We start from the raw sequence: 26,941 nt of genomic DNA, 5'->3' as shown, positions 1-26,941 counted from the left end.
TCGCCGAAACGCATGGAGCCGCACAATGCCTGACGACCGTTCCGCCGAGCCGGACGACCCGCTGTTCGGAGGGGGCCTCGCCTTCTCGCACCCCGCCCTGCGGCACGACCTCGCGCACCTGGACCTCGGCATCCTCGCCATCGCCGCCCACATCCCCAGGCTGGTCACCGTGGCCTGGCGCCAGGCCGCGTCGGTCGACCCGCGGGCCCTGTTCGTCTCGGCAGCCAGCCAGATCCTGGTGGGCCTGTGCACCGCGTTCGGCCTGCTGACCACCACCCGCGTGCTGACCCCGCTCTTCGCCACCGGCCCCACGCCCGACCGGCTCGTCCAGGCACTGCCGGCCCTCGCCGCCGCCCTGGGCGCGATGGGAGCCACCCGGGTCCTGGACGCCGTCTCCCACGCCGCCAACGGGCGGTTGGCACCGAAGGTCCAGCACAGCTCCCAGGCCCGGCTGATGGAACTCGGCGCCCGGGTCGAACTCGCCACCGCCGAGAGCGCCGACTTCCACAACCTGATGGCCTCCGCGCAGCAGGGCAACGCCGCCCTGGGCGCGGTCATCGACGCCTCGGTGGGACTGCTGAACAGCCTGGTGGGAATCGTCGCGGCGGCCGGCGTGCTCGGCCTCCTCAAGCCGCAGTTGCTCCCGCTGCTGCTGCTCTCGGTCGTGCCCAACGTTTGGAGCTCCGTCCGCTCCGCCCGCGCGCGCTTCACCTCCCTCAAGCGGCACATCGAACTGACCCGGCAGATGGACCTGCTGGCCCACATGGTGGTGGACAACCAGGCGGCCGACGAGGTCCGGGCCCACGCCGTGGGCGGGTACCTGACGGGCAACTACCGCCGCCTCGCGGCCCGCGCCGACCGGGAACAGGCCCGACTGGCGGCGGCGGAGTCACGCGTGACGCTCACCTCCGCGGCGCTGTCCGGGACGGTCAACCTCCTCGTGTACCTCGTGCTCGGACTCATGATCGTCCACGGAGCCGTGCCGCTCGCCCTGGCGGGCACGGCGTTGATGGCCCTCACCACCGTGCGGTCGAAGCTCGCCATGATGGTCGACCAGCTCAACCACATCTACAACCAAGGCCTGTTCGTCCTCGACTGGGAGAAGGCCTGTCACCGGGCGGCGGCCCAGGCCATGCGCTCGGGTGACACCCCCGTGCCCGACCCGCCGACCACCATCACCGCCAGGAACCTCCGCTTCCGCTACCCGGGGTCCGACGCGTGCGCGGTCGACGGCGTGGACCTGGAGCTGCGCAAGGGCGAAGTCGTCGCACTCGTCGGCCACAACGGCTCCGGGAAGACCACGCTCGCGAAGCTCCTCGCCGGCCTCTACACCCCGCTGGACGGGACCCTGCGGTGGGACGGAGCCGAAACCCGCGGCCTGTCGCGGGACGACATGCTCCAGCACGTCGCGATCCTCTCCCAGACCTTCGCCGAATGGCCCTTCACCGCCCGCGCCAACATCACCATCGGCGACCACCGCCGGACCGGCTCCCCCGCCCTCCTCGCCCGGGCCGCGCAGCAGGGCACGGCGGCCGGGGTGATCGACAAGCTCGCCCACGGCTGGGACACCCTGCTCGCCCGGGAGTTCTGGGGCGGCACGAACCTGTCCGGCGGCGAGTGGCAGCGCATCGGCCTGTCCCGGATCGCCTACCGCGACGCCGCCGTCCTCGTCTTCGACGAGCCGACCGCCGCCCTCGACCCGCAGACCGAGATCGACGTCTTCAACCGCGTCGTCGAACTGGCCGACCAGGGCCGCATCGTGATCCTGGTGACCCACCGCATCGCCTCGGTCCGCAAGGCCGACCGCGTCTACGTCATGGACTCCGGCAAGGTCGTCGAATCGGGCACCCACGACACCCTGCTGAGCCTGGGCGGCCGCTACGCCCACCTCCACCGCCTCCAGGCCGCCGAGTTCGCCCCGTCACCCTCGCCCACCCCGTCCTAGGACATCGGCCCGGGGCGTGGCGCTGCCATCGGCACCGGGGCGATCCCGTTGCTCCTCGACAGGCGCCACGGCCGCAACAGCCCATGGCCGGCCTCGGCATGACAGTGCTCCGCACCCTGACTTCCCCGACCGTTGATGGGATCATCTCGACCATGAACCAGACAACGGGGAAGTCAGCGGGCAGGTCGGCGGAGTCGCAGCGAAGAAGCCGGAGATGGCGCACAGGTGGCGGGACGGCGGCCTTCGCAGGGATGGTCTGCGGCCTCTACGCCGTGTTCGTGCCCTGGCTCGGCGTCCACGGCTACTACGGCGACCATGCCCTCAGGCAGTGGATGGCCGGCGACACCAGCCCCTACGACCTGAACGAACTCACCACCGGCACCTGGGTGTACGTCGGCCTCGGGCTCCTGACCGTGCTCGCGTTCGCGGCGGCCGCACGCCCCACCTGGCTGCGCCGCACGGCAGGAATCCTCACCGGCCCGGTCTGCGCGTTGTCGGTGCTGGCCGTCCTCAACACGGTGGGCACGATCCGCTGGTGGGGCGGCAGCCGCCTGATCGACGACGATCTGCTGGACGACCCGGACCACTTCTTCACCCTCACCACGGCCCATCACTGGGCGCTGGCAGCAGCGATCCTGCTGACCCTGGGCACCGTCGTGGTCACCCTCGCCGGAGTGGTCGAGCCGCGCCCGGCCGACGTTCAGGGACGGCTGCGCGCCGCCGGCTACCGGGACTGACCACCCGCGACCGGACGGACACCGGCACCCGGGTGACACGGGAGGCCCGCCGCCGGCACGGGGCCGGGTCGGGTCGGGCGGGGCGGGGCGGGGCGGGGCAGTCAGCGGCCCGGCGTCCGGCCCCGGCACCGTCCACCCGGGTGATGCGGAGCGTTGGTACCCGTGTTCGAGAAGTTGCCCGCAAAGCTCCCAGCAGCAAGGTAAGTTGGCGGCGCCCCGGCCAGGGACGGGGGATCGATGCGACCTCCCGAGGAGCGCCATGCCGCCGTACACGCACTTCCGCATGCTGGCCTACGAGGTGCCGACGCTCGCCTGGAACCCGGACTGGAACTGTCTCGTCTCGGCATGGGACCCGGGGGTGCGGTCCCCGAAGGTCCCCGGCATACCCGTACCCGAGCCTGCCCCCGTGCCGCCCAAGGAGACGCCCGGTGGGTACCTCTCCGACTCGGAAGTGGGCCTCCCCGAAGACGCCTACATCCGTCTGCTGCGGCTCGCCAACGTCGTGGAGCTGACCCGGCAACACCTCGTGGGAAAGCCTGCGGGTGTACTGAACGTCTTCGTCGTGCCGGAGTTCTACTTCCGCCCGCCGCAGAAGGGACGCACGCTGTACCGCAGCGACACGTACCCGTTCAACAGTGTGAACCCGATCTACCAGGCGCTGGGCAGCATGTTCAGCGGCCCTGCGTTCACGGACTGGCTGTTCGTGTGCGGCACCGTCCTGTACAACAACGACCTGGCCAGCCACGCTCCCCTTCCCGGGACCGACGGCACCCCCCTCGCACAGGTCAGCTTCTTCAACAACGCGGTCGTGGCAGTCGGCGGCGTCAGAGACACGCCGTTCCTGGTGGAGAAGAGGGTCCCCTCCCACATCGACGGGGTGCCGGAGGTCGTGTACGAGGGCGGGAAGGCCCTGCCCGCCGGCCCGGGTAACAACCCTGCACTCAAACCGTTCTACGACGACTGGAAGACCCGTAAGAACCACATCATCCGAACCCACGGAGTCACTGTCGGCGTAGAGGTGTGCCTGGACCACGCCATTACCCACGCGGTGCTGCGGGAGATCGTCCACGACTGGGCCAGGGAGGAACTCGTCCCCCAGGCCCACGGCGGCGTCCAGTTGCACGTCCTGACGGCAGGGGGCATGCACATCGTGCCGGAGTCGATCGCCGCACGCACCAACGGGTACATCCTGCGCAACGACGGGGGCGACGACCGTCCGGACAAGGCGTCGGAGCTGCGACGCATCACCCGATGGTTGGACCTGTTCGGACACGAGGAGACCGGGCCGACCCCCGGCGGGCATGTCGCGGCCGGCGACGACATCGATGCGACCGAATTCATTCCCATCACCCAGGCGGGCCGGCCCACCATCTGGCGGCCGGTCCCGCACCCGTTGCAGGCCTTCGTCAGTGACCAGCGTGTCGCGGTCTACCCCGACAAGCCCCTGTAGGAGCGCTCTGACGATCGTGACATCCCGCCCGGATCGCCCCGGATCGCCCCGGATCGCCCCTAGCGACACTTACCGCGAACTCCGGCAAGCCAGGCGGCCGAAGCAGGATCTTCAGCAGACTCCCGGGCCGTGTTCCGGCGTTCCGGATCCACCAGTTCCGTCAGTGCCGTCAGTGCCGTCAGTACCACGCGGCAGACCGGCGTCTACGAGTTCAGGGAGACCTCAGTGGACAGCATTGAACTCAGGGCCGCACTCGAACCCGAGAGTGGCCGCACCGTACTGTCCGCCGGAGTGCTGGGCCCCCTGGCCGACGAACTGCTCGGGCCGGGGCCGACGGGTCGCCGGCTGGTGGTCGATCACGCGGAACTGGACCCGCCGGACCCGCAGGGTTCGATCCGGCTGACCGGTCGGTGCACCCTGCTGCAGGTCGAGGACCTGGTCGTGCGGCTGACCGCCGAGCCCGGCGCGCACGGCGGCCTGCGGCTGCTGGTGCGCTTCGCCCTGCCCGCGGACTGGACCTTCGGCACCAGCTTCCCCGAGCTGCCGCAGACGCCCGACTGGAACCCCGCCAACCCCTCGCCGACGAGCGTCCCGGTGGACCAACTGGATCTCGGCAACGCCGAGTTCGTCTTCGCCACCGAGGCGGGTCCGCTGCCCGGACGGCCTGGCGTGCAGCTGGTCGCCGGGCTCAACACCGTCGCCGACCTCCGCGTCGGCGCGCTGCTGGGCGAGGCGGCCGGCCTGCTCGGTCTCCGGCAACAGCTGACCACCCCGCTGTTCGGACGGGTCCGGCTGGCCGGCGCAGCCGAGCCTGCGCCGCTGGCGCCGGGGCAGTGGCCCTGGCAGCAGCAGGCGGAACCGCCCCCCGGCCTGAGCCTGCGCGCGGACCTCGCCCAGGCGAGCGCCGTGCGCGGGGCGGACTTCACCGGCATCGCGCTGCGCGTCCACTCGCCGCTCACCCAGGAGTGGCTGGCGCGGAACCCGACCTACCGCCCGGTGGTGGCGTTCACCGGCGGGTTCTCCCTCGGCGCGGACGGCGTCGCGGGGGAGGCGGTGGCACCGGTGGCGACCGGTGGCTGGTCGCTCCCGCTGCTGGCCTCGTTCCGCAACGCCCGGCTGGCCGACCTGACCGGCCTGGCCCCGCTGCTCGGCAAGCAGGACCCGCGGGCGCTGCTGCCGGACACCCTGCGCTCGGCACTCAAGCACATCGAGCTGGAGCGCGTCTGCGTCGAACTGTCGGCGGGACCCGGGCACGAGGGCATCAGCCGGCTCTCGGCCACCGTCGGGCTGCCGGAGCTGGACTGGCAGGTCGTCACCGACCTGCTGCGGGTGACGGCCCTGCACCTCACCTTCGAGGCCGTGCCCGCACTGCGGCTGGAACTCGCCGGGCAGGTCGAGATCGCCGGGCTGCCGCTCCAGGTGCTCGCCACCGGCGACAACGGGCTCACCCTGTACGGACGGACCGCCCCGGGGAGCCCGCTGAACCTGAGTGCGCTGCTGGCGCGCTACGCGCCCGGCATCGCCGCCCCCGCCGACGGGCTGAGCGTCGACGCGCTTGCCGTGGAGCTGGCCCCCGGCAGCCACTACGCCCTGGCGCTGAGCACGGCCGCAGCCAACCCCTGGCACCTGGCGCTCGGCCCCACCGGGCTGACCGTCCACGACCTGTCGCTGCGGCTGACCAAGCCGCACGACGGCCCGGCCACCGGTGCGATCGCCGGCACCGTCGAGCTCGACGGCGTCGGCTCGCTCGCCTTCGCATGCGACCGCCCCGGTCCGCTGCGGCTGCGCGGAGAGGTGCCACAGGCCCGGCTGTCCCGCCTGGTGGCCGCGCTCCTGGGCCGGGCCGTCACCCTGCCCGAGGCCTTCGACCTCGACTTCCGCGACTCCAGCGTGCTGATCCACGCCGACGACCAGTACGCCCGGTTCCAGCTCGCCACCACCGTGGCGGGCCTGGGCAGCCTCGCGCTGGAGGTCCGGCGCACCGCCGCCGCCGGGGAGTTCGCCGCCGGAATCGCCCTCGGCGAGGCCGACCTGACGCAGCTGCACGGAGTGGGCGGCGTCATCGCGGAGTTCCGGAACACGCTCGGGCTCCGCAACCTGCTGCTGGTCTACTCCACCTTCGACGCTCCGGACTTCCGGTTCCCCGCACTCGCCGACTTCGAGGCCCCCGGGCTGGCCGGCACGCTGCCGCCGCTGACCCAGCAGCTGGACGCCGGTCTCACCGCCTACGGCACCTGGCAGCTGAACCCGGACGACGAGCGGCAGGCGCTGCTCGCCGAGGTGGTCGGCGGACCGGCCGCCTTCGAGGTCGCGCTGCACCTGGGTACGGACCAGTACCTGCGGGCGGCCTTCCGCTCCACCGTGTGCAGGCAGCAGATCGCGGGCGAGTTCGGAGCCCGCCTGCACCACGGCAGTCTGAGCCTGTACCTGAAGGGCACAGTGGAGCTGCTGATCCAGGGCCACGCGCAGAAGCTGCGCGCGGAGCTGCGGTTCCTGCCGTCCGGCGCGCTCCTGACCGGCTCGATGACCGGCACCACCGCGGTCTCGTTCGCCGGCTTCCAGCTGGCGAACCTGGCCGTGGCGATCGGTGTGGCCGTGGACGGCGCGCCGACGCTGGGCGTGTCCGCCACCGTCGCCGCGCCCGGACTGTCGTCCTCCGTGTCCGTGCTCATCGACACCACCGCCACCACCCCCGGGGGCAGCCTGGTCGTCGGCTCCCTGGGCGATCTGACGCTGCACCAGGTCGCGGAGTCGATCGTGGGCACCCCGTTGTCGGCGGAGGCCGCCGCCGTGCTGGGGCGCATGGCGATACGCGGCACCGGCCGCTTCACCATCCCCGGGGCGCTGGCCGCCGCGCTCGACGCGCTGGAGGTGGACCCGCTCAAGGCGGCGCTGCTCCGTGGTGGCGTCCCCTTCGACGGGCCCGGCGAACCACTGCTGATCATCGTCGAGCCGGGCAGCCACTGGCAGCTGACCGTTCCGACGGGGGACGGCCCCCGCCACTACGGCCTCCACCGTGACAACAGCAACGCGGACATCACGGTCAGCCTGGACGCGCAGCTTTACGTCGCCCCCGAGGCCGTCACCTTCGGAGGCGTGGTCTACCCGCGGGGCTACCGGGTGAGCGGCGAGCTGGAGCTGTTCGGCCTGCGCTCGCGCAGCGACGTCAGCGTGGACCCGAACCTCGGCCTGTCGCTGGAGAGTTCGATGGACCGACTGGTGGTGGGCGGGGAGCAGGTGCTGGTGCTGGAGGGCGACGTGCCGGGCAGTGGCCCGAGCCTCTCCGTCGCCACCACGGAACGCCCCGGTCAGCAGCGGAGCGACGCGCACGCGACGATCTCCGGCCGGCTCCGACTGTTCGGCATGGAGCGTTCGCTGCACGCCGAGGTCACCGCCGACTCGCTGGTCTTCGCCGTCAGGCACGAGCCGATCCAGGGCGTCATGCTGCAACTGGACCTGGACTGCCGGCTGCGGGACCGCACCGACCTGGCGGTGGCAGGCACGCTCGGTCTCGCGGTCGGCACGCTCGACCTCGGACCGCTCGGCCGGTTCAGGGTCGACGGTGGCGTGCAGGGCCGGCTGGCCGTCCAGGTCCGCGACGGGAACGTGGAGGCCGTCGTCAGCGGCACACTCACCGTGGCGACCAGCACCGTCGCGTGGTCGCGGGCGCTGAGTCCCGTCGACCTCTCCCCCCAGCGGTTGGCGGCGACGGTGCGGGAGGCCGTCACCGACCGGGTCCGTATCGCCCTCGGTACCGTCCAGGCCTGGATGGACGCCGTCAGCAACGGGCTGATCGCCGGGGTCAAGGACTACGCCGACGTGATCATCGAGTGGTTCGGCGTGCGGACCGCGGACGAGGCGGCCTCCTATCTGGCCCAGGTGCCCGAGCTCGGCCCGCTGGCCGTGCTGGGCCTGCTCACCGACGCCCGGTTCACCCCGCTGGCCCGGAGCGAGGCGATGACCGAGGTCTACCGTTGGGGCGCGGCGGTGGCCGACGCCGCGGACCTGGTCGTCACCGACGCCGCGCTCCAGATCGGCGACCTGTTCGGCATCGAACGGGGCACGGTGAAGCTGGTGCTGCTCAACCGCACCGCCCGGCTGCTGACCGTCACGGGCGTGCGCGGCGACGAGATCCAGCGCGGTCCCGACACCGTCGTGCTGCCCGGCGCCGCCGGGCTGGTCGGGGTGTTCCGTGACGCGTCCAACCGTTGGGAGTGGGTGTACCTGCAGGACCAGACCACGGGCGAGGAGTACCAGCTCTCGATCGAGCGGACCCGGACCGGATCCCAGTACGCGTACTTCGGCTACCACGACAACGGGGCCGGCGCCGGGAACCTCAACCCCAGCAGGTTCGCCGCAGGTGTGGAGGTGACCATCTGGAACCACAACCGCCCCACCGCGACGTACGAGTTGCGGAAGCCGCCGCTCCCGCGCACCACCGCTCCGGTGCTGGACCACGACCGGGTGGCCGCGCTGCCGGGCGTGCTGCGGGTCGGCCAGTACCTGCTGCCGGGCGAGTCCGTGTCCTCCCCCTCGAAGCGGTACGCGCTGCGTTACGGACCCGACAACCTGCTGGTGCAGCTGGACGGCAGCGGCACCGTGGTCTGGCGCTCTCCCGGCGAACCGGGCCACCCCGGAATCTGCGTGCTGCAGCGCGACGGCAACCTGGTGATCTACGACCGCTACAACAAGCCCACCTGGTGGACCGCGACCAGGGGCGACTCCAACGTGCTGCACGTCGGCGACGCCGGCGGCGTGGAGCTCCACTCCGGGAGCGGCACCCGGCTCTGGGCGAACCACGCCTAGCAGGCTCCTGAAGATCTTGATCTGGAGGGGTTGTCCTGGTGGGGACAACCCCTCCTGTGTCAGGTTGCAGGTGCGAGGTTCCAGGCGCGACCGGTGTGGGTGAGGCCGAGGTTGATCAGGCGGCGGAGGTTGAGGGCGGCGGCGCGGTTGTGGAGCCAGGTGTTGTTCTTCAGGACGCCTCGGTAAGGGGACTCTGCGGTTGCCCGCGGCGACGAGCCGGGCCATGGCGCGTTCGACGGGTGGGCGTCAGCGGCGGTGTTCGGCTCGCCAGTTGGGGTCGGTGGCCGGCTGGCGGGCGGCTTTCGCATGTCAGGACGAGGCCGAGCTGGCGGTACGGCCCAGCCCGATAGGTCGGGTCAGGTTCGGCGACATCAGAGAATGTTCCAACCGAGTTGGTCATCCTCTCTGCGGAGCCCCTCGATTCGGCGTCGCACCTCGCCAAGCGTCCCGCTGCCAGGAGTGGCCCGCTTGGCGTTCGTGGTGATCATCCGCAGCTCGCGGAGATCGCGGAGCACGGGGTACCCGCTCCACGAAGTGACGTCGAATCCGTACCGATCGGCGAACTCCTCATAGTGGGAACGCCCATAGCCGAAGCGGCGGCAGTGAATCTCCACGGTCACGAGATCGAGTTCGGGCGGCCCGAAACAGGCCGTGTCCCAGTCGCACAGGACCGCCGAGCCTCGGTGGTGCAGGGCGTTCCGGTGCTGCGGGTCGCCCTGGAGCAATCCGGGTCGGAGAACGAAGTCCACCTCGGCAAGCGCGGCCTCAAGGCTGTACAGGCGCTGCCGGAGGTAGTCGAGGTCATCGGAAGGCAGAACGTTGATCACCTTGATCGACCGTCTGATCGCGCCAGCAGTGTCCAGCGGCCGAACGGCGAAGGGCGGAATCGGAAGTCGGTGCAGCGTATGGAGCGGCTCCGCGAGCTCTGTGGCCGGCACCGGGTAGTCGGGCTGAGGAAGGTAGCGCCAGAACGTCACCGCATGCTCGCCGACCAGGACGGGCTGCTCCCCCGGAAGAAGCTCGACGGTCGGAAAGCCTTGCTCGGTGAGCCATTGCACCAACTGGACCGTCCGACGAACGCTCTCCAGCGAGGTGCCCGCCCGGGCGATCTTTGCGACTACCTGGGCGGTCTTCAGCAGGTACACGGCGTTGGTGTGACCACGCAACATCTCGGCGTCCGTGCAGTCGAGCCCGACCTGGCGGCAGGCGTCATCGAGGACAGTGAACACCTCGGACTCGGCGAACCCGCCGACGGTCCGGACCGGAGTACTCATGTCTGTAAGGCTGACGGCCGCAGGGGCCTTCTGTCACATCGTGCTCGCCGGAAGCACGAGGATCTCGCCCAACTCGCGGACCGCACGGTTTGAGCGGGTACCAGGTGGCAGCATGTCGATCACGTCATGAGCCCGTGCGCCGAGGATCGTCGTGCGATGCGCCTGCGGCACCATCAGATAGGTGTCGCCGGCCAGCTGGCACGCCTCCGCGACACTGTGATCATTGACCATGCACATCGCCTCCTCCAGACGCAGGAGAGCAGGATCGATTCCGGTCCGGTCCGGGTACAGCGGCAACGCCTGAGCCTGCACCTGCCGGGCGCGAGCCGTGTCCCCGAGGTAGGTGTACGCGCCGGACAGGTACAGGTAGAGCCGACGCGTCGGGAAAGCCCAGGCGTCGTCCACATCGACCGTGCCCTGCGAACAGCGCTCGAACAGGTCTTGGGCCTGCCGGATCGCCGTGCGGGCATCCTCCGTGTTCCCCTGGCGTGCCAAAGCCCGTGCGAGGGCGGCGGTGGCGAAAGCACCGGTAGCAGTCGGCCGGCCCCGGTTCAGCAGCCGCGCCTGATCGGCAAGCTCAACGGCTCGGTCAAGTGGGCCGTAGTAGTACGGCAGCATGGCCGCCTGAACCCGGACCCGAGCGCGAAGTTCCCAGTTCCCGCTGTCGTCAGCGGCGGTGCGCGCGGTGCCGTACCAACGTTGCGCCTGCTGCAGGCGCCCGAGCTTCATCAGGGCATCCGCGGTCAGCGTCGCCAGTAGCGCCGTCATCTCGGAGAGCCTGCTCTGTACGTGAGCCGGCTGCCGTTCCTGGGCGAGCAGGCGCACCTCGTCCAGGTCGAACAGCAGGTAACCCAGCATCTCGGTCGGCGGCGTGAAGATGTAGAGCCGACGCAGCTCCGCCATCCGGTCGTCCAGCACCTCCAACTGGGTCGCGCTCACTGTGGTCTGGGCCATGGTGTGCTCCACGGCTCGACGGGCGGCGTCCACCAGATGGTCGAGCGAATCGCTGGAGAGCAGACCAGGGCGCGTCCGGTCCTGCTCCGCAGGCGTCGCGACAGATCTGACAGCGGGAAGCGTGGGGCGCTCGTCGTCCGCACGGTAGTTGCCGGATAAGCCCAGGCCGTGCGCATCGGTCTCGTACAAGCGACACAGCAGATCGACTGTCTGTGCCCTCGGCCGGCGGGGCGAGGTCTCCCAGGCCCGGAGCTGATCAAGGTCGACACTTGGGCGCGGCAGGCTACGTGTTTCGCACAGTTCGATCAGCTCATCGACCGCTTGCTGCAGCGTCCAGCCCCTGGCCAGACGGTGGCCTCGCAGCCGGCTGACATCACAGCACTCCACCACCGCAGCCACCGTGGTGTCCGTCGACCAATTCTCTGCCGCGGCCGTCGCTCTGATGCGAGCGGCACAGGACGGTTTGTGAGCCACGCCCAGGCACCTCCCTGAACACACTGGGTGGTCCAGCGTAGTGATCTGGGTTACTGACTTGCAGCCAGAATCCGTAAGTAGTCACTGATTTGGTTCCGCCCGGTCCGACGGTTCCGACAGGTGCCGCCGGACACCGAACTTCTTGCGGTTGTCCGACCCGAGCCAACTCGGCGAGCCTGTTCCGGCACGAGGCGGCGGACCAGCCAACTCTGCAGACAGTCCGAAAACCCCCGCGTGGTTCCCTTCGCCTGCACCGCGCCTGGCAGTTCGCAAGACGGGCCGGCGTGACTGCCGGGCCGACCACGAACAACACTCGCGGCGCCTCCGAGCCGCCACCACGGGCTCCTACGACCCTGTTCACAGAGGACGTGTGCCATGACGTTGCTTCACACGACCCGAGGCCTGGGCACTACCGCCGATCTCGCGGCGGTCGGCTCCCCCGCCCCCACCCCGAGCGCACTCCACAGCGAGCTCCCGGACACACACAAGGCTGCCGGCACGGCACGCGCCAAGCTGAACCAGCTGCTCAGGGGCCGCTTGACGCCTGATTCCCAAGGTACCGCGAGTCTGATCCTGACTGAGCTCGTGGCCAACGCCGTCACGGCCTCCGGAGGTTCGGGCTCCATCTGGGTCGAGATCCAGCTGACGGCCGACGAATTGCTGTTGGAGGTGTTCGATCGATCACCCGGCATTCCGTGTCGTCGGATGGCCTGCGACCTCGCCGAGGACGGACGCGGACTCCTCCTTGTCGAGGAGCTAAGCATCCACTGGGGCTGGCGTCCCGAACCGGGCGGCAAGGTCGTCTGGGCCATCGTCAAGGCCGAGGCAGCGAAGACGCCAGGGGCCAACCAACCTGGAACCGAAGGAGCCGTCCGTGCAGTCTCTGCCGCCTGATCTCTTCCAGCCCTCCCCCCACGGCCGCGGGCCCTGCTGCTGGACCTCGACGGAGTCCTCTGGGACACCTTGCCGGTCATGCAGGCCGGTTGGGCCGAGGTCCGCGCCCAGCACGGCGTGTCGGTCTCGTTCTCGGCGTACCAGGAGCACCTGGGCCGCCCGTTCCTCGACATCATGGCGCTGCTGGGGCTGACCGCTGCCGAGGCGCTGCTGGAGACCTACGACCGCGCGTGCGTGCTCTCCTCGGACCGGGCCCGGATCTTCCCAGGGATGACCGAGGCCCTGCTCGCGCTGGCGAACCAGGGGTGGCTTCTCGGTGTCGTCACGTCGAACGCGCTCCACCGGGCCCAGCCGCTACTCGCCAGGACGGGCATACCGTTCGCGACCGTCCGCACGCCGGGTCGCGAGCGCGGTAAGCCGGCGCCCGATCCGTTGTTGATGGCGTTGCTTGATCTGCGTCTCGACCCGGCTCAGGCGGTGTACGTCGGCGACATGACGGTGGATCAGGAGGCGGCTCGGCGGGCCGGGATCGCCTTCGTGCATGCCTTGTGGGGCTACGGTCGTCTCAGCGAGCCGGCCGTGGCCACGGCGGAGTCGCCGTCCGGCCTGCTGGCCCTCCTCACGGGTGAGGTGCACCCGTCGGTGTCCCGGGTGTGGGACCTGTTCCGGCTCAGCGCGCAGGCGGACAGCTTGGAGCGCCTCCTGCACGAGGCGGCCGGCACCGCGCCCGACCACAACCGGCGGGTGACCACATGACCCCTTCGAATTACCCCAAACCCCCCGGTCAGAAAGGGACAAGAATGCCCCCGGTCCGGGCCGTGGCCTACCGTGGAGAACCGTGAACAAGGTCGCAATCGTCGGCTGCTCGGGCAGCGGCAAGTCCCACCTGGCCCGGGAACTGGGCGCCCTGCTGGACGCCCCGGTGTCGCACCTGGACGCCGTCTTCTACGACGACGAGTGGAACGAACTGCCCAAGGAGAAGTTCGCCCAGGCCCAGCAGGAGCTGGTCGCCGCGCCCAACTGGGTGATCGACGGGAACTACAACTCCACCCTGCCGATCCGGCTGGCTGCCTGCGACACCGTGGTGCTGATGGACGTCTCGACGGCGGCCTGCCTGTGGGGCCTGGTCTCCCGGCAGCTGCGGCACGGCAGCGGGCACAAGGGCAACGGCGTGCACAACCGGATCCACTGGGGCCTGATCAAGTACGTCCTGGGCTACCGGCGCAGCATGCGCCCGCGCGTCCTGGCGAAGATCCACGAGCACGGCGGGCACGCGGACGTCGTCCTGCTCACCAGCCGACGCCACGCCCGCCGCTGGCTGCAGCAGGTCGCTGCCGAGCAGTCCTGACCCCCCGCGCCCCCGGCCCGGGGGTGCGGCATGAGCCAGCCCAACCCGTTCCTGGACCCTGCCCGCCAGCAGGAGCTTTACGGGCGTGCCTCCCGGCTGGCCGGACGGACCAGTGCGCTGATGCACGCGAAGACCGCTGGCCGCCCCGTCCCCGAAACGATCGTCAGCCTGGTACAGGCCCACCACGCCCGGCCACACCAGCTGGGCACGGTGCTCGACATCGGCTGCGGTCGCGGCACCAGCAGCCTGGTCCTCGCCGAACAGCTCCGGCCGCAGCGCGTCGTCGGCCTGGACGCCGCCCCCGCCCTACTCGCCCAGGCCCGCGAGCGCGCCGGCACTGCGGTGGACTTCATCGAAGGCGACTTCCACGACCTCCCTCTGCCTGCCGACTCGTGCGACATCGCCGTCGCCGCGTTCTGCCTCTACCACTCACCCCAACCCGAAGCCGTAATCGCGCAGCTCGCCAGAGTCCTCACGCCCAGGGGTCTGGCCGTCCTGGTCACCAAGGGGCTCGACAGCTACCGCGAGATGGACCAACTCGTCGCCGCCACCAGCCTCGACGCGCGGGCCAACCAGCACGGGAGCCTCTACATCGCCGCCCACAGCGGCAACCTCGCGGCCCTGACCGCCTCCTCACTCGACGTGCTCACCGTCCTGGACGAGGAGCACACCTTCACCTTCGCGGATCACGACCACGTGGCGCACTACCTCGCCACGAACCCCAAGTACGACCTCCCGCCCGGCCTGTACGGCAACCCCGAGGCCCTGGCAGCGACCTTGCACAAGCTTCTTCCGGACCAGCCGCTCACCACGCGATCCCGCATCACCTTCGTCGTCGCCCAGCCGAAGGTGGAGCCGGCATGACCCTCCGTCAGTTCACCAAGCACTACGAGACCCCAGAGCGCGCCGCCGCAGCTGTCCGTCACTACACCTGGCTCCGGACCCACGTGCGGCCGTTCGCGCTGCCCGACCTGCTCGGCGTCGAGCCGACCCGGTTGCACTTCCAGGACATATCACGCTTCTGACGGTTCTTCCCAGCTCAGAGGCGTGGGGGATCCTCCCGAGTCAGCAAAGTGTCAGCAAGACTCCGAGGAGCGAACCGATCATGGCCACCGTCAAGCTCGTCCGCGGCATGGGCACCTTTTTCAAGGACTGCGAGCACCCCGAGGCGAAGTGGAGCCGCTGCCCGCACCCCTACACGATCCGCTTCCGCAACGCGGCCGGCCGCCAGACCGAGGAGGGCGGCTTCGCCGAGCAGACCCAGGCGATGACCCGGCTCGCCGAGGTCTACCACGCTCGCAAGAACGTGCCGGCGAGCCGGCGCAAGGCCGAACGCATCAAGAAGTACGGCGAGATGCGGTTCTCGCAGTACGTCACGGAGTGGCAGAAGGCCCAGCGCCATCTCGGCCCGGCTTCAGTGCGGCGCGTCGACTCAGTCCTGACGACCCATCTGCTCCCCGAGTTCGCCAGCCGCCGGATGGGCACCTTCGACCACAAGGTCGTCGAGGCCTACGTCCAGACGATGGAACGGAACGACGTCGGGCTCGCGACACAGAGCGGCGCCTTCGAGAACCTGAAGACGATCCTCTTGGACGCGCACCGGCTCGGCATCTACGAGGACCACCCGGTCGAAGGCGTGAAGCCCCCTCAGTACGACCCCGAACGCGCGGTGATCCCGTCGATCAGCCAGTTGCTGGCGATCCGAGACGCCGGCGACCACCGATTCCGCCTGGTCGCCGACCTCATGAGCGGCTGCGGTCTGCGGAACGGGGAGGCGTTCGCCGTCAACATCGACAACATCGTCGCCGACGACGTCTACCGCGTCCGCGAGCAGGCCAACCAGGTCACCCGGAGCTACGCGCGCCTGAAGCACCGCGAGGAGGGCGAGTATCGTGATGTCCCGCTGCCGGCGTCGGTCAAGCGCAGCATAGAGCAGTACGCCGAGACGTACGGGACCGTCGACGGATACCTGCTCCGCAGCGTCAAGGACAGCTCGAAGCCGTTCGGCTGGTGGACCATCGACAAGCAGTGGCGGAAGATCAAGGGCTCCGGGCAGGTCGACGTCCCCGAGGGCATGGTCCTCTACGGCCTGCGCCACTTCTTCGCCTCGAACTGCCTCGGCAACGGCATCCCGATCACCGACGTCGCCGAATGGATGGGGCATCGCAGCCTCGACGTCACCTTCAAGATCTACCGGCACCTGATGCCGGGCTCCATCAGCCGCGCCGCCCAGGTACTCGACCTGGGCATGGCTGCCTGAACGCACCGGCGGGTCGGCCCAGTTGGACCGACCCGCCGGTGCCGCTTGTGCTTCAGCTGGAGGATTGCCGCTGTTGCTTGACCCAGGCCCGGACTTCCGGGGGTGCCACACCGGGATGGTGTCGAGAGACCAGTACGCCTACGACGGCACGGCGCGCCGATAGTGCCGCACTAGGACTGTACGGAGCGACCGGGACGGTGTGCGCGGCAGCGCCGACCCACGAGATTCTGCGATGGTGCCGCACCGGGGCAGTGCGGAGCGACACAGTCGTCACCCTCGCCAACGCCAACCCCGGAACGCTGCGATGGTGCCGCACCGGAAGGGTGCGGAGCGATCGGTCAGGGACACGATTTTGACGGTGGAGCTGGCGCTGCGATGGTGCCGCACCGGGACGGTGCGGAGCGACCATCGAGGTCGACGCCACCCTCAAGGCGATCTTCGAGCTGCGATGGTGCTGCATCGGGAGGGTGCGGAGCGACCGGCGGGTGCGGGCGGGGAAGCGGACGGTGGAGACGCTGCGACGGTGCCGCACTGGGACGGTGCGGAGCGACTCCGCTACCAGACGCCGTCGTTGCCCAGGCGGTCGCAGAAGCTGCCATGGTGCCACACTGGAACGGTGCGGAGCGACGGTCGGCAGGTCGGCGCCGTTGGCCCTCGCCAGGTCGCTGCGATTGTGCCGCGCCGGGACGGTGCGGAGCGACGCTGGCGGAGGCGCGCGCGGCCGGCCTGTTCCACCCGCTGCGATGGTGCTGCACCGGGACGGTGCGGAGCGACGGGTAGTACCAGCCGTCGGCCGGCCCGGTGTAGAGGCTGCGATAGTGCCGCACCGGGACGGTGCGGAGCGAGGGCGTCCACTCCGTGCTGCGGCCACCAGACCGCCATGGTGCGGATCAGGATACGCGAGGAAGGTCTGTCGGCCGAGGCGGCGAAACTGCGATCGTGCCGCACCGGTGAGGTGCGGAGGTGTCAGGACGGGCCGTGGTGGGGCATGGTCAAGACCAAGCTGCGATGGTGCTGCGCCGGTGAGGTGTAGAGGTGCTGTCCGAAGAAGACAGGCACATGTGACGGTTCGTCGAGCTGAGATGGAGCCGCACAGATGAGGTGCGGAGGTGACCGGTACCACATGTCGGATGAGGCGTGGGCGGACATGCTGCGATAGTGCCGCACCGCACCGGGATGGTTCGGAGCGATGCGGATGTCGCCGCTTCGTGAAAACTGACCCCAGGCGACCCTGGGTCAGTTTTCAGGTTCTGACTCACTTTCAGTGCCGGAGCCACGGAGCGTGAGCGGAACCGCGATCATGAACGGTCGTGGCTGACGATCTCCTCCAAGACCTCTGGCTCCACCATGCCGCCGGCGTCGCGGTCAACACCATCACCGTCCACCCGCACCGTGTGACCATCCACGCCGCCACCACCAGCAACGAAGCGGGCTGTCCGTCCTGTGGGACGGTTTCGGGCCGGGTGCACAGCCGCTACGTGCGGCGGCTCGACGACGCGTCGGTGGGTGGGCGGCCGGTGGTGATCGAGTTACGGGTCCGGCGCTTCCGCTGCGGCGAACTGTCCTGCCCCCGGGCCACGTTCGCTGAGCAGGTGTCGGGGCTGACGTTCCGCCACGGCCGGCGGAGCCAGGGACTGCAGACGGTGATGCGGCGGGTTGCGTTGATGCTGGCCGGCCGGGCTGGGGCCCGGCTCGCGGACGTGCTGGCCGCGCCGGTGAGCCGCTCGACCCTGCTGCGGCTGATACGCGCCCTGCCCGAGACCGCGCCGACCACCCCGCGGGTGCTGGGCGTCGACGAGTTCGCCCTGCGCAAGGGCCACGTCTATGCAACAGTCCTGGTCGACATCGAGACCCGCCGCGTGGTCGACCTGCTGCCCGACCGCAGCGTCGAGACTGTGAGTGCCTGGCTCGCCGCCCACCCGGGGGTCGAGGTGATCTGTCGGGACCGCTCCGGTACGTATGCCGAGGCCGGACGCGTCGGCGCCCCGGATGCCATCCACGTCGCGGATCGCTACCACCTGTGGCACAACCTCGCCGAGGCCGTGGAGAAGACGGTGCTCCAGCACCGGGCACTGCTGCCCGAGCCCGCCGCCGTTGTCGACGAGCCGACGGCGGTGGCACTGCCCCAGGTCACCTCGTCGCTCCGCAGCACCGGGCGCCTGGCTGACCGGGTCCGCGAGCAGCACGCCGCCGTCCACGCGCTCCTCGGCGACGGAGTCGCTCTTCGCGCCGTCGCCGAGCGGCTGGGACTCGCCCGCAACACGGTCCGGCGCCTGGCCCGCGCTGCGGATCCCGACGAACTGCTGGTCGGCCGGTGGACCGGACGCGCCAGCATCCTCGATCCCTTCAAGCCGCACATCGACCAGCGGTTCGCCCAGGGCCTCACCAACGCCCGCCGCCTGTTCGAGGAGATCCAGCAGCGCGGCTACGCGGGCAAGGAACAGATCGTCCGCAGGTACGTCCACCGGCTCCGCGAGGCCTTCCCACGTCAGAACCCGCCACGGCGCAAGCCCTCGGTGCGCGACGTCACCCGCTGGATCACCCGCCACCCCGACCGGCTCGACGCCGACGACGCCCAGCGCCTGAAGGAGATCCTGGCACGGGTCCCGGCCCTGGCCGCCACCGCCGAACACGTCCGCAGCTTCGCCGAGCTGATGAACCACCGCCGCGGCCGCCACCTCAAGCAGTGGATAGCCGCGGTCCAGGCCGACCAGGTCCCCGCCCTGGCCGCGTTCGCCACCGGCCTCCTCACCGACCTCGACGCGGTGGTCGCCGGCCTGAGCCTGCGCTACAGCTCCGGCGCGGTCGAGGGCCACAACAACAAAATCAAGATGTTAAAGCGTCAGATGTTCGGCCGCGCCGGCTTCGACCTCCTGCGCCTACGCGTCCTCCATGCACCATGAGGTCTCCAGCTATTGCGGTCCACATGGTTGCACGCGGGCAGGCCCTGGCCGACGGCTCTCGACTGTCCGGGCCTGGACATACGATCGCCCCGTGACCGACCAATCCCTCGCCCCGTTTCACATCGACGAAACCGGCGACTCCGACCCTTCCCATTGCCTATTTCTCTTCGACGGCGACATGGAACAGGTCGCCGACGTCTTCGAGGCACACGACGCGGAGAGCCACGGCCACGGCTGGGAGAGTCTGGCCAGGTCACTGGTCAGGTCCTGCATGCCCGACAATGCGGGCAAACTCCACTTCGGTTCAGAGGCCGGCACGTTCGTGGTCTTGAGCAGCGACCTGAAAGCCCTCACGGACCTGGCCGCCCTCTTGCACTCTGCCTTCCACAATCGGGAACTCCTCGGCCGGTACATCGCGATGGCCAACCCGCGCTCCTGAACCGATAGAGCTCGTGAAGATGGAAGACCATCAAGCCCCTGGGGCTGGACAAGCCCACCGGTGGCGACCTTCTCACTGACGATCTGTCCCGGCTCAGCACTCCATGTAGCACGTGGAGTGGACGGTGATGGTGTTGACCGCGACGCCGGCGGCATGGTGGAGCCAGAGGTCTTGGAGGAGATCGTCAGCCACGACCGTTCATGATCGCGGTTCCGCTCACGCTCCGTGGCTCCGGCACTGAAAGTGAGTCAGAACCCAGGTTCAGCGACCGCCGACAGACCTCTGGTGTGAGGTATCCACAGGGCGGCGGACTGTCCGATGCCGGGAGGGCCGCGAGGGAACAGGTGCGGCTGCAGGCCGGCGGACGCATTAAGAGTGGCCGGAGGAATCGCGAGATCGCCGACGCGTCACGGGTGAAGCATCGATCCGTGGAGCGATGGCGCCGAGCCTCGCGGGAGCAGGGCGAGGCCGGGATGCTCGAAGGAGGGGACCCGATCTCACCAGCCCAACAGGTTGGGCAATGCATCGATGTACGGAGCGTAGTCGGGCTCTTCCTCGGCAATGCGGCCGAGCACGCGCCTGAACTCCTGGCGCTCCTCTTCGTTCATCGAGCTCAGGTCTGATGCGATGTTCTCAAGCCCTTGAGAAGCAACATCGCGATCGATCTCGTCAGCCGATGAATGGTCGAGCAACATAATGGCTGAGAGCACTGCCCTTGCAAGGTGGTCTTCAATCACTACTTCGCCTGCCTTCTAGCGATGGTCGTAACTCGATTAGGTGACGTCGGGACGCGCCCCGGTGGGCTGGTGACGGTCGATGCGCCGCACAGACCTAACCGACCAGGTCGTCGGAGAAGGTCATCCAGAGCGAAACGGTGTCGATCGCGAGCCCCCTGCCGATGAAGCAGTTGCTCGGGATCTCCAGCAGGTCGTCGAAGCGGACCTTGTGCCGAGTCTGCTGCTGGCTTCGCGGACCTCGCGTCACGGTCTGGAAGCAGGCGGAAGGTGTGCTCCAGGTCGAAGCGGCGGAGGAAGGACTGCCAGCAACGGTCCACGTCGGCCGGGGTCGCGCCGGTTCGCGACCACCACAGCAGACCGGACGGTTCACCCCGCCGCTGGGCAGCTTCTCGACGGCCAGCCGGATCACCGTGACCTTGATTACCGGCAACGGCCCGTCGTGCTCCAGCCAGGCCACCCGGCGGGTCAGCCGGGGGTGGAGACGGTCCCAGGCCCGGGCGACGGCGGTGCCGTAGCGGCGGGTGTCGGTGGTGGTGACCGCCTGCTCGGCGTCCCAGGTAGCGGGGTCGCCGAAGACGAACTCAGCCCCGTGCTTGGGCGGCCGGCCCCAGGCCGGGTTGGCCGCGGCGAACTCCGCGCGGCTGGGCGCCGGTCGGCGCATCACCCGGTCCGAGCGGAGCCGGCCAAGGACCTGCACCGGCAGGTCGCCGAGCAAGTGGGCGATACGCGGGGCGTCGTATCCGGCGTCCATCATCACCAGGATCTCCGGATCGTTGGCCTTCCACTGCCCTGCGGCGATCAACCTGCCCACCGTGTCCCGGAGCTGGTCGGTGGTGACGGCGGCCAGGTCGGCTCCGGGCTCCAGTCGCACCGCGTCCAGGACGGCCGTCCACGACGTGTGCCCAGCCTCCAGCGCGACGACGAATGAGTACGGCCAGCCGGGGATCATCTGGTGCTTGGCGTCGCCGCGGCCATAGGTGTGGCAGAACGACCGGTCCGGGCAGGTCCCGGCGTCCGGCCGCAGCCACGGCGAGACGTCCACCGCCAGCACCAGGCGGCCGTTGGCGGCCCGCGGCAGCGAAAGGCTGGCCAGCTCGGTCCGCAGCCAGTCGACGTCCAGGCGGCCCTTGTGCAACGCGCCGTACAGGGCGCCGTGCCCACGCCGGTGCTCGGGCGTGAGCGCCAGGTCCACCAGAGTCTTCATCGGGCCCTCAGTGCACAGCAGCGCGTCAGCCAGCTCGAACAGCGCGTCCCCTCGACCGCGCAGGCAGTCGTAGAAGTCCGCCCGGAAGCGTGACAGTTCCGCGAACGGATCGCGCTGGCTTGCCTGTTCCACCACACTCGTCACCACCGCCTTCGCGTGAAGTCCTCTATCTTTTAGCCGAGTTCAGGATCACGTGAAGGCCGACCCACCGTCTTGGGAATCCCCGTGTGGGTGACAGGGTCGAACAGTCAGATTCGGGGACCTCGGCGGCAGCGGATTCCCCACTCGCCGCTGGGCGAGAAGGTCTCGCCGTTTGCTCGTGTCACGGACAGGCTTCGGCCGTCGAAGCTGATCCGGTCGCCGATCGCCAGGAAGAGCGGGCTGTCCAGCTCACAGAAGCCGCCGCTATCCGTCTCAAGATCGTCAACCAGCATCATCCGCGGGACCGGAGTGACTCCGTCAGCAATCAGCAGCATGCCGGGATCGTCCCACGCCCGGTTGATCGACGGCGTTCGATCTCCGCGGCCGATAGGTAAAACGGCAAGCTCAGAACGTTCCGAAGAAACGGTCCCACCACGTGGGCCACTGCCCGTACAGGCGCGCTCGACTCGGCCCGTCGTAGTCGGACTCCACCAGTTCCTCCGGCAGGACCGTGAAGCCGAGCTCGACAAGGGCCCGCTCAACGGCGCCCAGATCGGCGGCGTCCAGCTCGCCTTCGTCCTGGGCGTCCTGCGTCCCGAGGAAGGCTCCGGGGTTCTCGGCACAGACCAGGGCGAGGGACCCGAACTTGCTGACGCAGACGACGATCCGGGTCCCGCATACCGTGGCCTCTGCGGGCACAGTTGCCCGCCCGTACTCGCTGGAATCCTGCGTATCCTGCTCAGCCACGCACGGAACCCCGAAGTCACCTTCGAGCCGCGCGACCAACTCGCCGAACCGCGCAGCGACTGCGTTCCGGTCGTACGCCGCCGGCCACTCAAGCCACTGCGGGTCATCGAGCTCACGCAGCAACGTCAGCAGATCCGCCCCAGTCTCCGTCACCTGCACATCATGTCGCAGCACCCGCAACGTGACCCACGCGAGGTGAAGCAGCCCGCTCCCCGACAACACGCATTCAACTTCAGTAGCTCCCTGCGGCACCGGCTCGGCAGACTCCTCCGGCCCGATCCTTTGATAGCGCGTACACGACCATGTCCTGTGAGGTGGAAGACCAGGCTGAGGTCAGGCTGCACCGGAGTGGGCTTGGGGTCGATTGTCCCGGAGGTGAAGTTCCGGTCGACGGTGACGATGCCGACAACGTTGTTGTGATCCATGGGTCTGCCATTCGATCCTGGTCCCACCCTTCACCGGTCGTTGGCGCGCACCAGATCCAGCACCCCAACCACCCCCGACTGCCATGGGGCAACGGTGCGTGTCCCCCCTCCGGCAAGGCCGGCCAGCCTCCTTGGGTCGACCACCGCAGGCGGACTGGAGAGCTCGAGGCCAACCGCCCAAACCGCCCAGATCGATTGCCTGATGGCCCGTCAGCAAGGTCAGCAAAAGGTCAGCAAGCGTACGGGTAGACCCTGTCAAACACGCGTAGACCTGAGAATCGCTCCCCTTGCCGACGGGTCGTCCCCTAGGGCAGTTCCCTCCCCGCCCGAGCCTGGCACGGTACAACTCCGGGCTCCCGCCGCCCCTCCCTGGGGGTCGAACCCGACACGCCATCCGGATCAGGTTTCCGCAGGTCAGCGCACCCTCCCCCGCGGCTTCAGCGGCCCCGGCGGCAGCACCGGGGCCCGCAGCCTCTCCCCCGCGTACCCGTGCACCACTCCGAACCGGTCGCCCTTCTCCCAGTCCTCGACGGCCTGTACGATCTCAGCACTGTCTCGGCCGATGAAGTTCCACCACATCACCAGCCGCTCCTCGAACGGCTCGCCGCCCAGCAGCAGCAACGACGCGTCGGTGCGGGCGAGGAGGGGCAGGGAGCTGCGGCCGCAGCCCAGGTAGAGGAGCGAACCGGGCTCCACCAGGACGCCGTCCACGTCGACGCTGCCGCTGATGGACAGGGCCGCGTACTCGAACTCGGGCTCGACCGGGAGGTCCGCGCGGGCACCCTCCGTCAGTGACAGGTCGACGCCGACCAGCGGGGTGTAGGTAGTGCCGGGCGAGGTGGCGCCGTCGACCGAGCCGAGGATCACGGTGCCGCGCAGGCCGCCGGCGGTGATCTCCGGGAGCACCGGGTGGTGCTCGAAGTGCGGGGCGGTGTGGCGGTGGGTGTCCGGCAGGGCGACCCACAGCTGCGCGCCGTGCAGCAGGCGCGGGTGCTCGCGCGGAGACTCCTCAGAGTGCGAGATGGCCCGGCCGGAGGTCATCAGGCCGAGTTCGCGCGGCCGGACGGTCTGCAGGCTGCCGAGGCTGTCGCGGTGCAGCACCTCGCCGTCGTGCAGCCAGCTGACGGTCTGCAGGCCCATGTGCGGGTGCGGCGGGACCTGCATGCCGGGCTCGTCGGCGATGTCGTCGGGGCCGTAGTGGTCGACGAAGCACCAGGCGCCGACCATCCGGCGGCCCAGGGTCGGCAGCAGGCGGCGGACCTCGGTGCTCTCGCCGAGCGGGACGGTCCGCCCGGTCAGCAGGTCGCGGACCGGACCGGTGGCGGACTGGCCGCCGCAGGGCGTGGCGGTGGGACGCAGGTCGAGATTGCTCACACCGCCACCGTAACTGACCCCGGCTCAGCCCACCCGCAGGTCAGTACGGTCCCAGGGCTCGAAGCCGACCTCAGTGCGCGCAGGCCCAGGCCGCGCCCGCGGTGGCCGCCTCCGCCTGGGCCCGCAGGGCGCGCACCGCCGCGGCCGGGTCCTCGGCGCCGTAGACGGCCGAGCCGGCGACGAAGACGTCCGCGCCCGCCTCGGCGCAGCGCTCGATGGTGCTCGCCGAGACGCCGCCGTCGACCTGGAGCCAGAGCTGCAGGCCGTGCTTGCTGATCAGCTCCCGGGTGCGGCGGATCTTGGGCAGCATGATGTCCAGGAAGGCCTGGCCGCCGAAGCCGGGCTCGACCGTCATGACCAGCAGCATGTCCAGCTCGGGGAGCAGGTCCTCGTAGGGCTCGATCGGCGTGGCGGGCTTGAGTGCCATCGAGGCGCGGGCGCCCTTCGCCCGGATCTCGCGGGCCAGCCGGACCGGCGCGGCAGCGGCCTCGACGTGGAAGGTGACCGAGCCGGCGCCGGCCTCGACGTACTGCGGGGCCCAGCGATCCGGCTGCTCGATCATCAGGTGGCAGTCCAGCGGGGTGCCGGTGGCGCGGGCCAGCGACTCGACCACCGGGACGCCCAGGGTCAGGTTCGGCACGAAGTGGTTGTCCATCACGTCCACGTGCAGCCAGTCGGCCCCCTGCACGGCCTCGGCCTCCTGGGCCAGGCGGGCGAAGTCCGCGGACAGGATGCTGGGGCTGATCTGGGCCATGACCGACTACCTTCGTGCGGGGGCTGGGGGCACTCCGGGAACCGGGCACCTGGACCCATCATCCCGTGCCGCGCCTCCGACGACCGCAACCCCGTGCCCCGGGTGATCGGCGTCACACCCCGGTCGTGGTTACCGGGGCCGCCGCGGTGGCCATCAGCCCGTGGACGGACCCGGTGGACCCGACACCCACCGGACCGTCCCCGTACGTCCGCACGCCCGCACGCCCGCACACGCGCGCTGCCCGCGCTGTCCGTCGAGCCGACACGCTCCTGCCAGGAAGGTCTCCCGATGTCCGATCCCGTCCACCCCGCCCGCGCGCTGTGGCGGCTCTTCGAGCCGGTGTACGCCGTCACCTTCCTCCAGCCCGAGAGCCGGGCGGCATTCGAAGCGGCCGGGTTGGACGGCGGCTGGCGCGGCTACTTCGCCGGCCGCGCGGCGCCGCTGGGCGCGGTGGACGCGCCGACCGTGACCGCGTCCTTCTTCAGCTTCGCCCCGGCGATGGTCGCGCAGGCGCTGCCGGACGTGTGGACGCACGCGAGCCCGTCGCAGGCGCTGGCCGCCCGGACCCGGGGGTCGGCGGCGGCGCTGGCCCGGTTGCTGGAGCCGGTGGCGGTCGAGCAGGTCGAGGCGGCGGCGACGGCGCTGGAGGAGGCGGTGGCCCGGCTGGACTGCGCCGGCCGGGTGCTGGCCGCCGCCAACGCCGCGCTCCCCCGGCCCACGGACGTCCACGGGCGACTGTGGCAGGCCGCGACCGTGCTGCGCGAGCACCGCGGTGACGGCCACGTGGCCGCGCTGGTCGCGGGGGGGCTGGACGGCTGCGAGGCGCCGGTGCTGCACTGCGCGACGGGCGCCGACCGCGAGGTGCTCCAGCCGCTGCGCGGGTGGACGGACGACGCGTGGGCGGCCGCCACGGCCCGGCTGGTCGAGCGGGACTGGCTGACGCCGCAGGGGGCGGTCACCGAGCTCGGCCGGGCCCGGCACCGGTCCGTCGAGGAGGCCACCGACCTGGCCGCCGGCCGCGTCTGGGCGGGCCTGTCCGACGACGAACTCGCGCGCCTGACGGCCGTCCTGAAGCCGATCGCGGTGCTCTGTCGCGAGCGGATGCCGATCAACCCGCTCGCGATGCCGCCGGTGGAGCCGTAGCGGAGCAGCAGTCGGACGGCCGCCCGGGCCACGGCCACGACCGCCGTCACCGCCACCGCCACTATCTTTGACGGTGTGTCAACTCAACCGAACACCATGCTGATCACCGGAGCGACCCACGGCCTGGGCCGGGCACTGGCCCTGCGCCTGGCGGGCCCCGACACGCTGCTCGTCCTGCACGGCCGCGACGCCGGGCGCGCCGCCGAGGTGCGGGACGAGGTCCGCGCCGCGGGCGGGCGGGCCGAGGTGCTGCTCGCCGACCTGGCCGACCTGCGCGAGGTGGACCGCCTGGCCGACGCGGTGCTGGACGGCTTCGAGCGCCTGGACGTGCTGGTCAACAACGCCGGGATCGGCACCGGCGCACCCGGTGCGCCGCGCCGGCAGAACGCGGACGGGGTCGAACTCCGCTTCGCGGTGAACTACTTGGCGGGCTACCGGTTGGCCGACCGGCTGCTGCCCCGGCTCACCGGCACGGCCGGACGGATCGTCAACGTCGCCTCGGCCGGCCAGCACCCGATCGACTTCACCGACCCGCAGCTGCTCGCCCACTACGACGGCGGCCGGGCGTACTGCCAGGCCAAGCTGGCCCAGATCATCCACGCCTTCGACCTGGCCGAGCGGCTCACCGCCGCCGGCTCGCCGGTCACGGTCAACGCGCTGCACCCGGCCACCTACATGCCCACCGGCATGGTCCTGGAGTCCGGCGTGACACCGGTGAGCACGATCGAGGAGGGCACCACCGCCACCCTCGCGCTGGTCACCGGCGATCCGGGCACCCGCACCGGCCGCTACTACAACGGCCTGCGCGAGGCCCACCCGCACCGGCAGGCCTACGACCCGGCGGCCCGCGCGCAGCTTCGCGAGCTCTCGGCCGGGCTGGTCCGGGCGGTGCTCGGCACGTGAAACCGGGCGGGGGCGGTCCGTCCTGGACC

At 70.4% G+C, this 26,941-nt stretch carries 21 protein-coding genes, 2 pseudogenes and 1 CRISPR repeat array; of the genes and pseudogenes, 15 read left to right on the top strand and 8 right to left on the bottom strand.

What is annotated here, in order from left to right; translation table 11 throughout:
• The first annotated feature begins 25 nt into the window (after nucleotides 1–25).
• From ACFW1A_RS13300 to ACFW1A_RS13285, 4 genes are all read left to right on the top strand, one after another.
• Entirely contained in the window at nucleotides 26–1,945 is a 1,920-nt protein-coding gene (locus ACFW1A_RS13300; protein WP_380408299.1) for an ATP-binding cassette domain-containing protein, read from the top strand.
• Between the two features lie 251 nt (nucleotides 1,946–2,196).
• Nucleotides 2,197–2,682 carry a hypothetical protein gene (locus ACFW1A_RS13295; protein ID WP_380408296.1) on the top strand — a complete coding sequence of 162 codons (486 nt, stop codon included), beginning with the start codon at nucleotides 2,197–2,199 and terminating at the stop codon, nucleotides 2,680–2,682.
• A 259-nt stretch (nucleotides 2,683–2,941) separates the two neighbouring features.
• Nucleotides 2,942–4,132: a hypothetical protein gene (locus tag ACFW1A_RS13290; RefSeq protein ID WP_380408292.1), complete on the top strand. Its 1,191-nt coding sequence runs from the start codon at nucleotides 2,942–2,944 to the stop codon at nucleotides 4,130–4,132.
• Nucleotides 4,133–4,357: 225 nt separating this feature from the next.
• Nucleotides 4,358–8,938 (top strand): hypothetical protein, encoded by a 4,581-nt coding sequence (locus tag ACFW1A_RS13285; RefSeq protein ID WP_380408290.1) that lies wholly within the window; start codon nucleotides 4,358–4,360, stop codon nucleotides 8,936–8,938.
• Between the two features lie 371 nt (nucleotides 8,939–9,309).
• Here ACFW1A_RS13285 and ACFW1A_RS13280 read toward each other — a convergent pair whose 3' ends face one another.
• Nucleotides 9,310–10,212, bottom strand: a complete 903-nt coding sequence (locus ACFW1A_RS13280) for a phosphotransferase family protein (protein WP_380408288.1) — start codon at nucleotides 10,210–10,212, stop codon at nucleotides 9,310–9,312.
• Nucleotides 10,213–10,245: 33 nt separating this feature from the next.
• Complete coding sequence (locus ACFW1A_RS13275) at nucleotides 10,246–11,565, bottom strand: hypothetical protein (RefSeq protein ID WP_380408286.1); 1,320 nt, start codon at nucleotides 11,563–11,565, stop codon at nucleotides 10,246–10,248.
• A gap of 450 nt (nucleotides 11,566–12,015) precedes the next feature.
• Here ACFW1A_RS13275 and ACFW1A_RS13270 point away from each other — a divergent pair, with 450 nt between their 5' ends.
• The 9 genes and pseudogenes from ACFW1A_RS13270 to ACFW1A_RS13230 form a co-directional block, all read left to right on the top strand.
• Nucleotides 12,016–12,534, top strand: coding sequence for an ATP-binding protein (locus ACFW1A_RS13270; protein WP_380408284.1), 519 nt, complete (start codon nucleotides 12,016–12,018; stop codon nucleotides 12,532–12,534).
• Nucleotides 12,535–12,612: 78 nt separating this feature from the next.
• Nucleotides 12,613–13,290, top strand: coding sequence for an HAD family hydrolase (locus ACFW1A_RS13265; protein WP_380408282.1), 678 nt, complete (start codon nucleotides 12,613–12,615; stop codon nucleotides 13,288–13,290).
• Nucleotides 13,291–13,372: 82 nt separating this feature from the next.
• A complete protein-coding gene (locus ACFW1A_RS13260; RefSeq protein WP_380408280.1) occupies nucleotides 13,373–13,882 on the top strand; it encodes a topology modulation protein in 510 nt (169 codons plus the stop codon).
• Nucleotides 13,883–13,912: 30 nt separating this feature from the next.
• Nucleotides 13,913–14,746 (top strand): class I SAM-dependent methyltransferase, encoded by an 834-nt coding sequence (locus tag ACFW1A_RS13255; RefSeq protein ID WP_380408278.1) that lies wholly within the window; start codon nucleotides 13,913–13,915, stop codon nucleotides 14,744–14,746.
• Nucleotides 14,743–14,907: a hypothetical protein gene (locus tag ACFW1A_RS13250; protein ID WP_380408276.1), complete on the top strand. Its 165-nt coding sequence runs from the start codon at nucleotides 14,743–14,745 to the stop codon at nucleotides 14,905–14,907. Before ACFW1A_RS13255 ends, ACFW1A_RS13250 begins: the two co-directional genes overlap by 4 nt.
• Before the next feature lie 80 nt (nucleotides 14,908–14,987).
• Nucleotides 14,988–16,142, top strand: a complete 1,155-nt coding sequence (locus tag ACFW1A_RS13245) for a tyrosine-type recombinase/integrase (RefSeq protein WP_380408274.1) — start codon at nucleotides 14,988–14,990, stop codon at nucleotides 16,140–16,142.
• Nucleotides 16,143–16,295: 153 nt separating this feature from the next.
• Nucleotides 16,296–16,988: direct repeats of the CRISPR family, unit length 37 nt; unit sequence GCTGCGATGGTGCCGCACCGGAAGGGTGCGGAGCGAT.
• A 464-nt stretch (nucleotides 16,989–17,452) separates the two neighbouring features.
• Entirely contained in the window at nucleotides 17,453–19,045 is a 1,593-nt protein-coding gene (locus ACFW1A_RS13240; RefSeq protein WP_380408272.1) for an ISL3 family transposase, read from the top strand.
• A gap of 91 nt (nucleotides 19,046–19,136) precedes the next feature.
• A complete protein-coding gene (locus ACFW1A_RS13235; RefSeq protein WP_380408270.1) occupies nucleotides 19,137–19,484 on the top strand; it encodes an Imm51 family immunity protein in 348 nt (115 codons plus the stop codon).
• 200 nt (nucleotides 19,485–19,684) lie between these two features.
• Nucleotides 19,685–19,948: pseudogene (locus tag ACFW1A_RS13230) on the top strand (hypothetical protein); the annotation flags it as partial.
• 33 nt (nucleotides 19,949–19,981) lie between these two features.
• On the opposite strand, the gene ACFW1A_RS13225 reads toward ACFW1A_RS13230, so the two are convergent.
• The 6 genes and pseudogenes from ACFW1A_RS13225 to rpe all read right to left on the bottom strand — a co-directional run bounded on the left by ACFW1A_RS13225 (nucleotide 19,982) and on the right by rpe (nucleotide 24,866).
• The gene (locus ACFW1A_RS13225) at nucleotides 19,982–20,221 is read right to left on the bottom strand and encodes a hypothetical protein (RefSeq protein WP_380408309.1); all 240 of its coding nucleotides are present in this window, start codon (nucleotides 20,219–20,221) and stop codon (nucleotides 19,982–19,984) included.
• Nucleotides 20,221–21,557, bottom strand: a pseudogene (locus ACFW1A_RS13220) (transposase). The gene ACFW1A_RS13225 and the pseudogene ACFW1A_RS13220 overlap by 1 nt, the downstream one beginning before the upstream one ends.
• Before the next feature lie 116 nt (nucleotides 21,558–21,673).
• Nucleotides 21,674–21,901 (bottom strand): hypothetical protein, encoded by a 228-nt coding sequence (locus tag ACFW1A_RS13215; protein WP_380408268.1) that lies wholly within the window; start codon nucleotides 21,899–21,901, stop codon nucleotides 21,674–21,676.
• 70 nt (nucleotides 21,902–21,971) lie between these two features.
• Nucleotides 21,972–22,466: a hypothetical protein gene (locus ACFW1A_RS13210; protein ID WP_380408266.1), complete on the bottom strand. Its 495-nt coding sequence runs from the start codon at nucleotides 22,464–22,466 to the stop codon at nucleotides 21,972–21,974.
• Between the two features lie 686 nt (nucleotides 22,467–23,152).
• Complete coding sequence (locus tag ACFW1A_RS13205; RefSeq protein WP_380408264.1) at nucleotides 23,153–24,112, bottom strand: pirin family protein; 960 nt, start codon at nucleotides 24,110–24,112, stop codon at nucleotides 23,153–23,155.
• 70 nt (nucleotides 24,113–24,182) lie between these two features.
• Nucleotides 24,183–24,866 carry a ribulose-phosphate 3-epimerase gene (rpe, locus tag ACFW1A_RS13200; RefSeq protein WP_380408261.1) on the bottom strand — a complete coding sequence of 228 codons (684 nt, stop codon included), beginning with the start codon at nucleotides 24,864–24,866 and terminating at the stop codon, nucleotides 24,183–24,185.
• Nucleotides 24,867–25,154: 288 nt separating this feature from the next.
• Between rpe and ACFW1A_RS13195 the strand changes: the two genes are divergently transcribed.
• Both ACFW1A_RS13195 and ACFW1A_RS13190 read left to right on the top strand, forming a co-directional pair.
• Entirely contained in the window at nucleotides 25,155–26,009 is an 855-nt protein-coding gene (locus ACFW1A_RS13195; protein ID WP_380408259.1) for a hypothetical protein, read from the top strand.
• Between the two features lie 75 nt (nucleotides 26,010–26,084).
• Complete coding sequence (locus ACFW1A_RS13190; protein ID WP_380408257.1) at nucleotides 26,085–26,912, top strand: SDR family NAD(P)-dependent oxidoreductase; 828 nt, start codon at nucleotides 26,085–26,087, stop codon at nucleotides 26,910–26,912.
• The last annotated feature ends 29 nt before the right edge of the window (nucleotides 26,913–26,941 follow it).

The sequence above is a fragment of the Kitasatospora sp. NPDC058965 genome (assembly GCF_042741245.1).
In the GTDB taxonomy this organism is placed as follows: domain Bacteria; phylum Actinomycetota; class Actinomycetes; order Streptomycetales; family Streptomycetaceae; genus Kitasatospora.
This window is presented reverse-complemented; position numbering and strand designations above follow the sequence as displayed.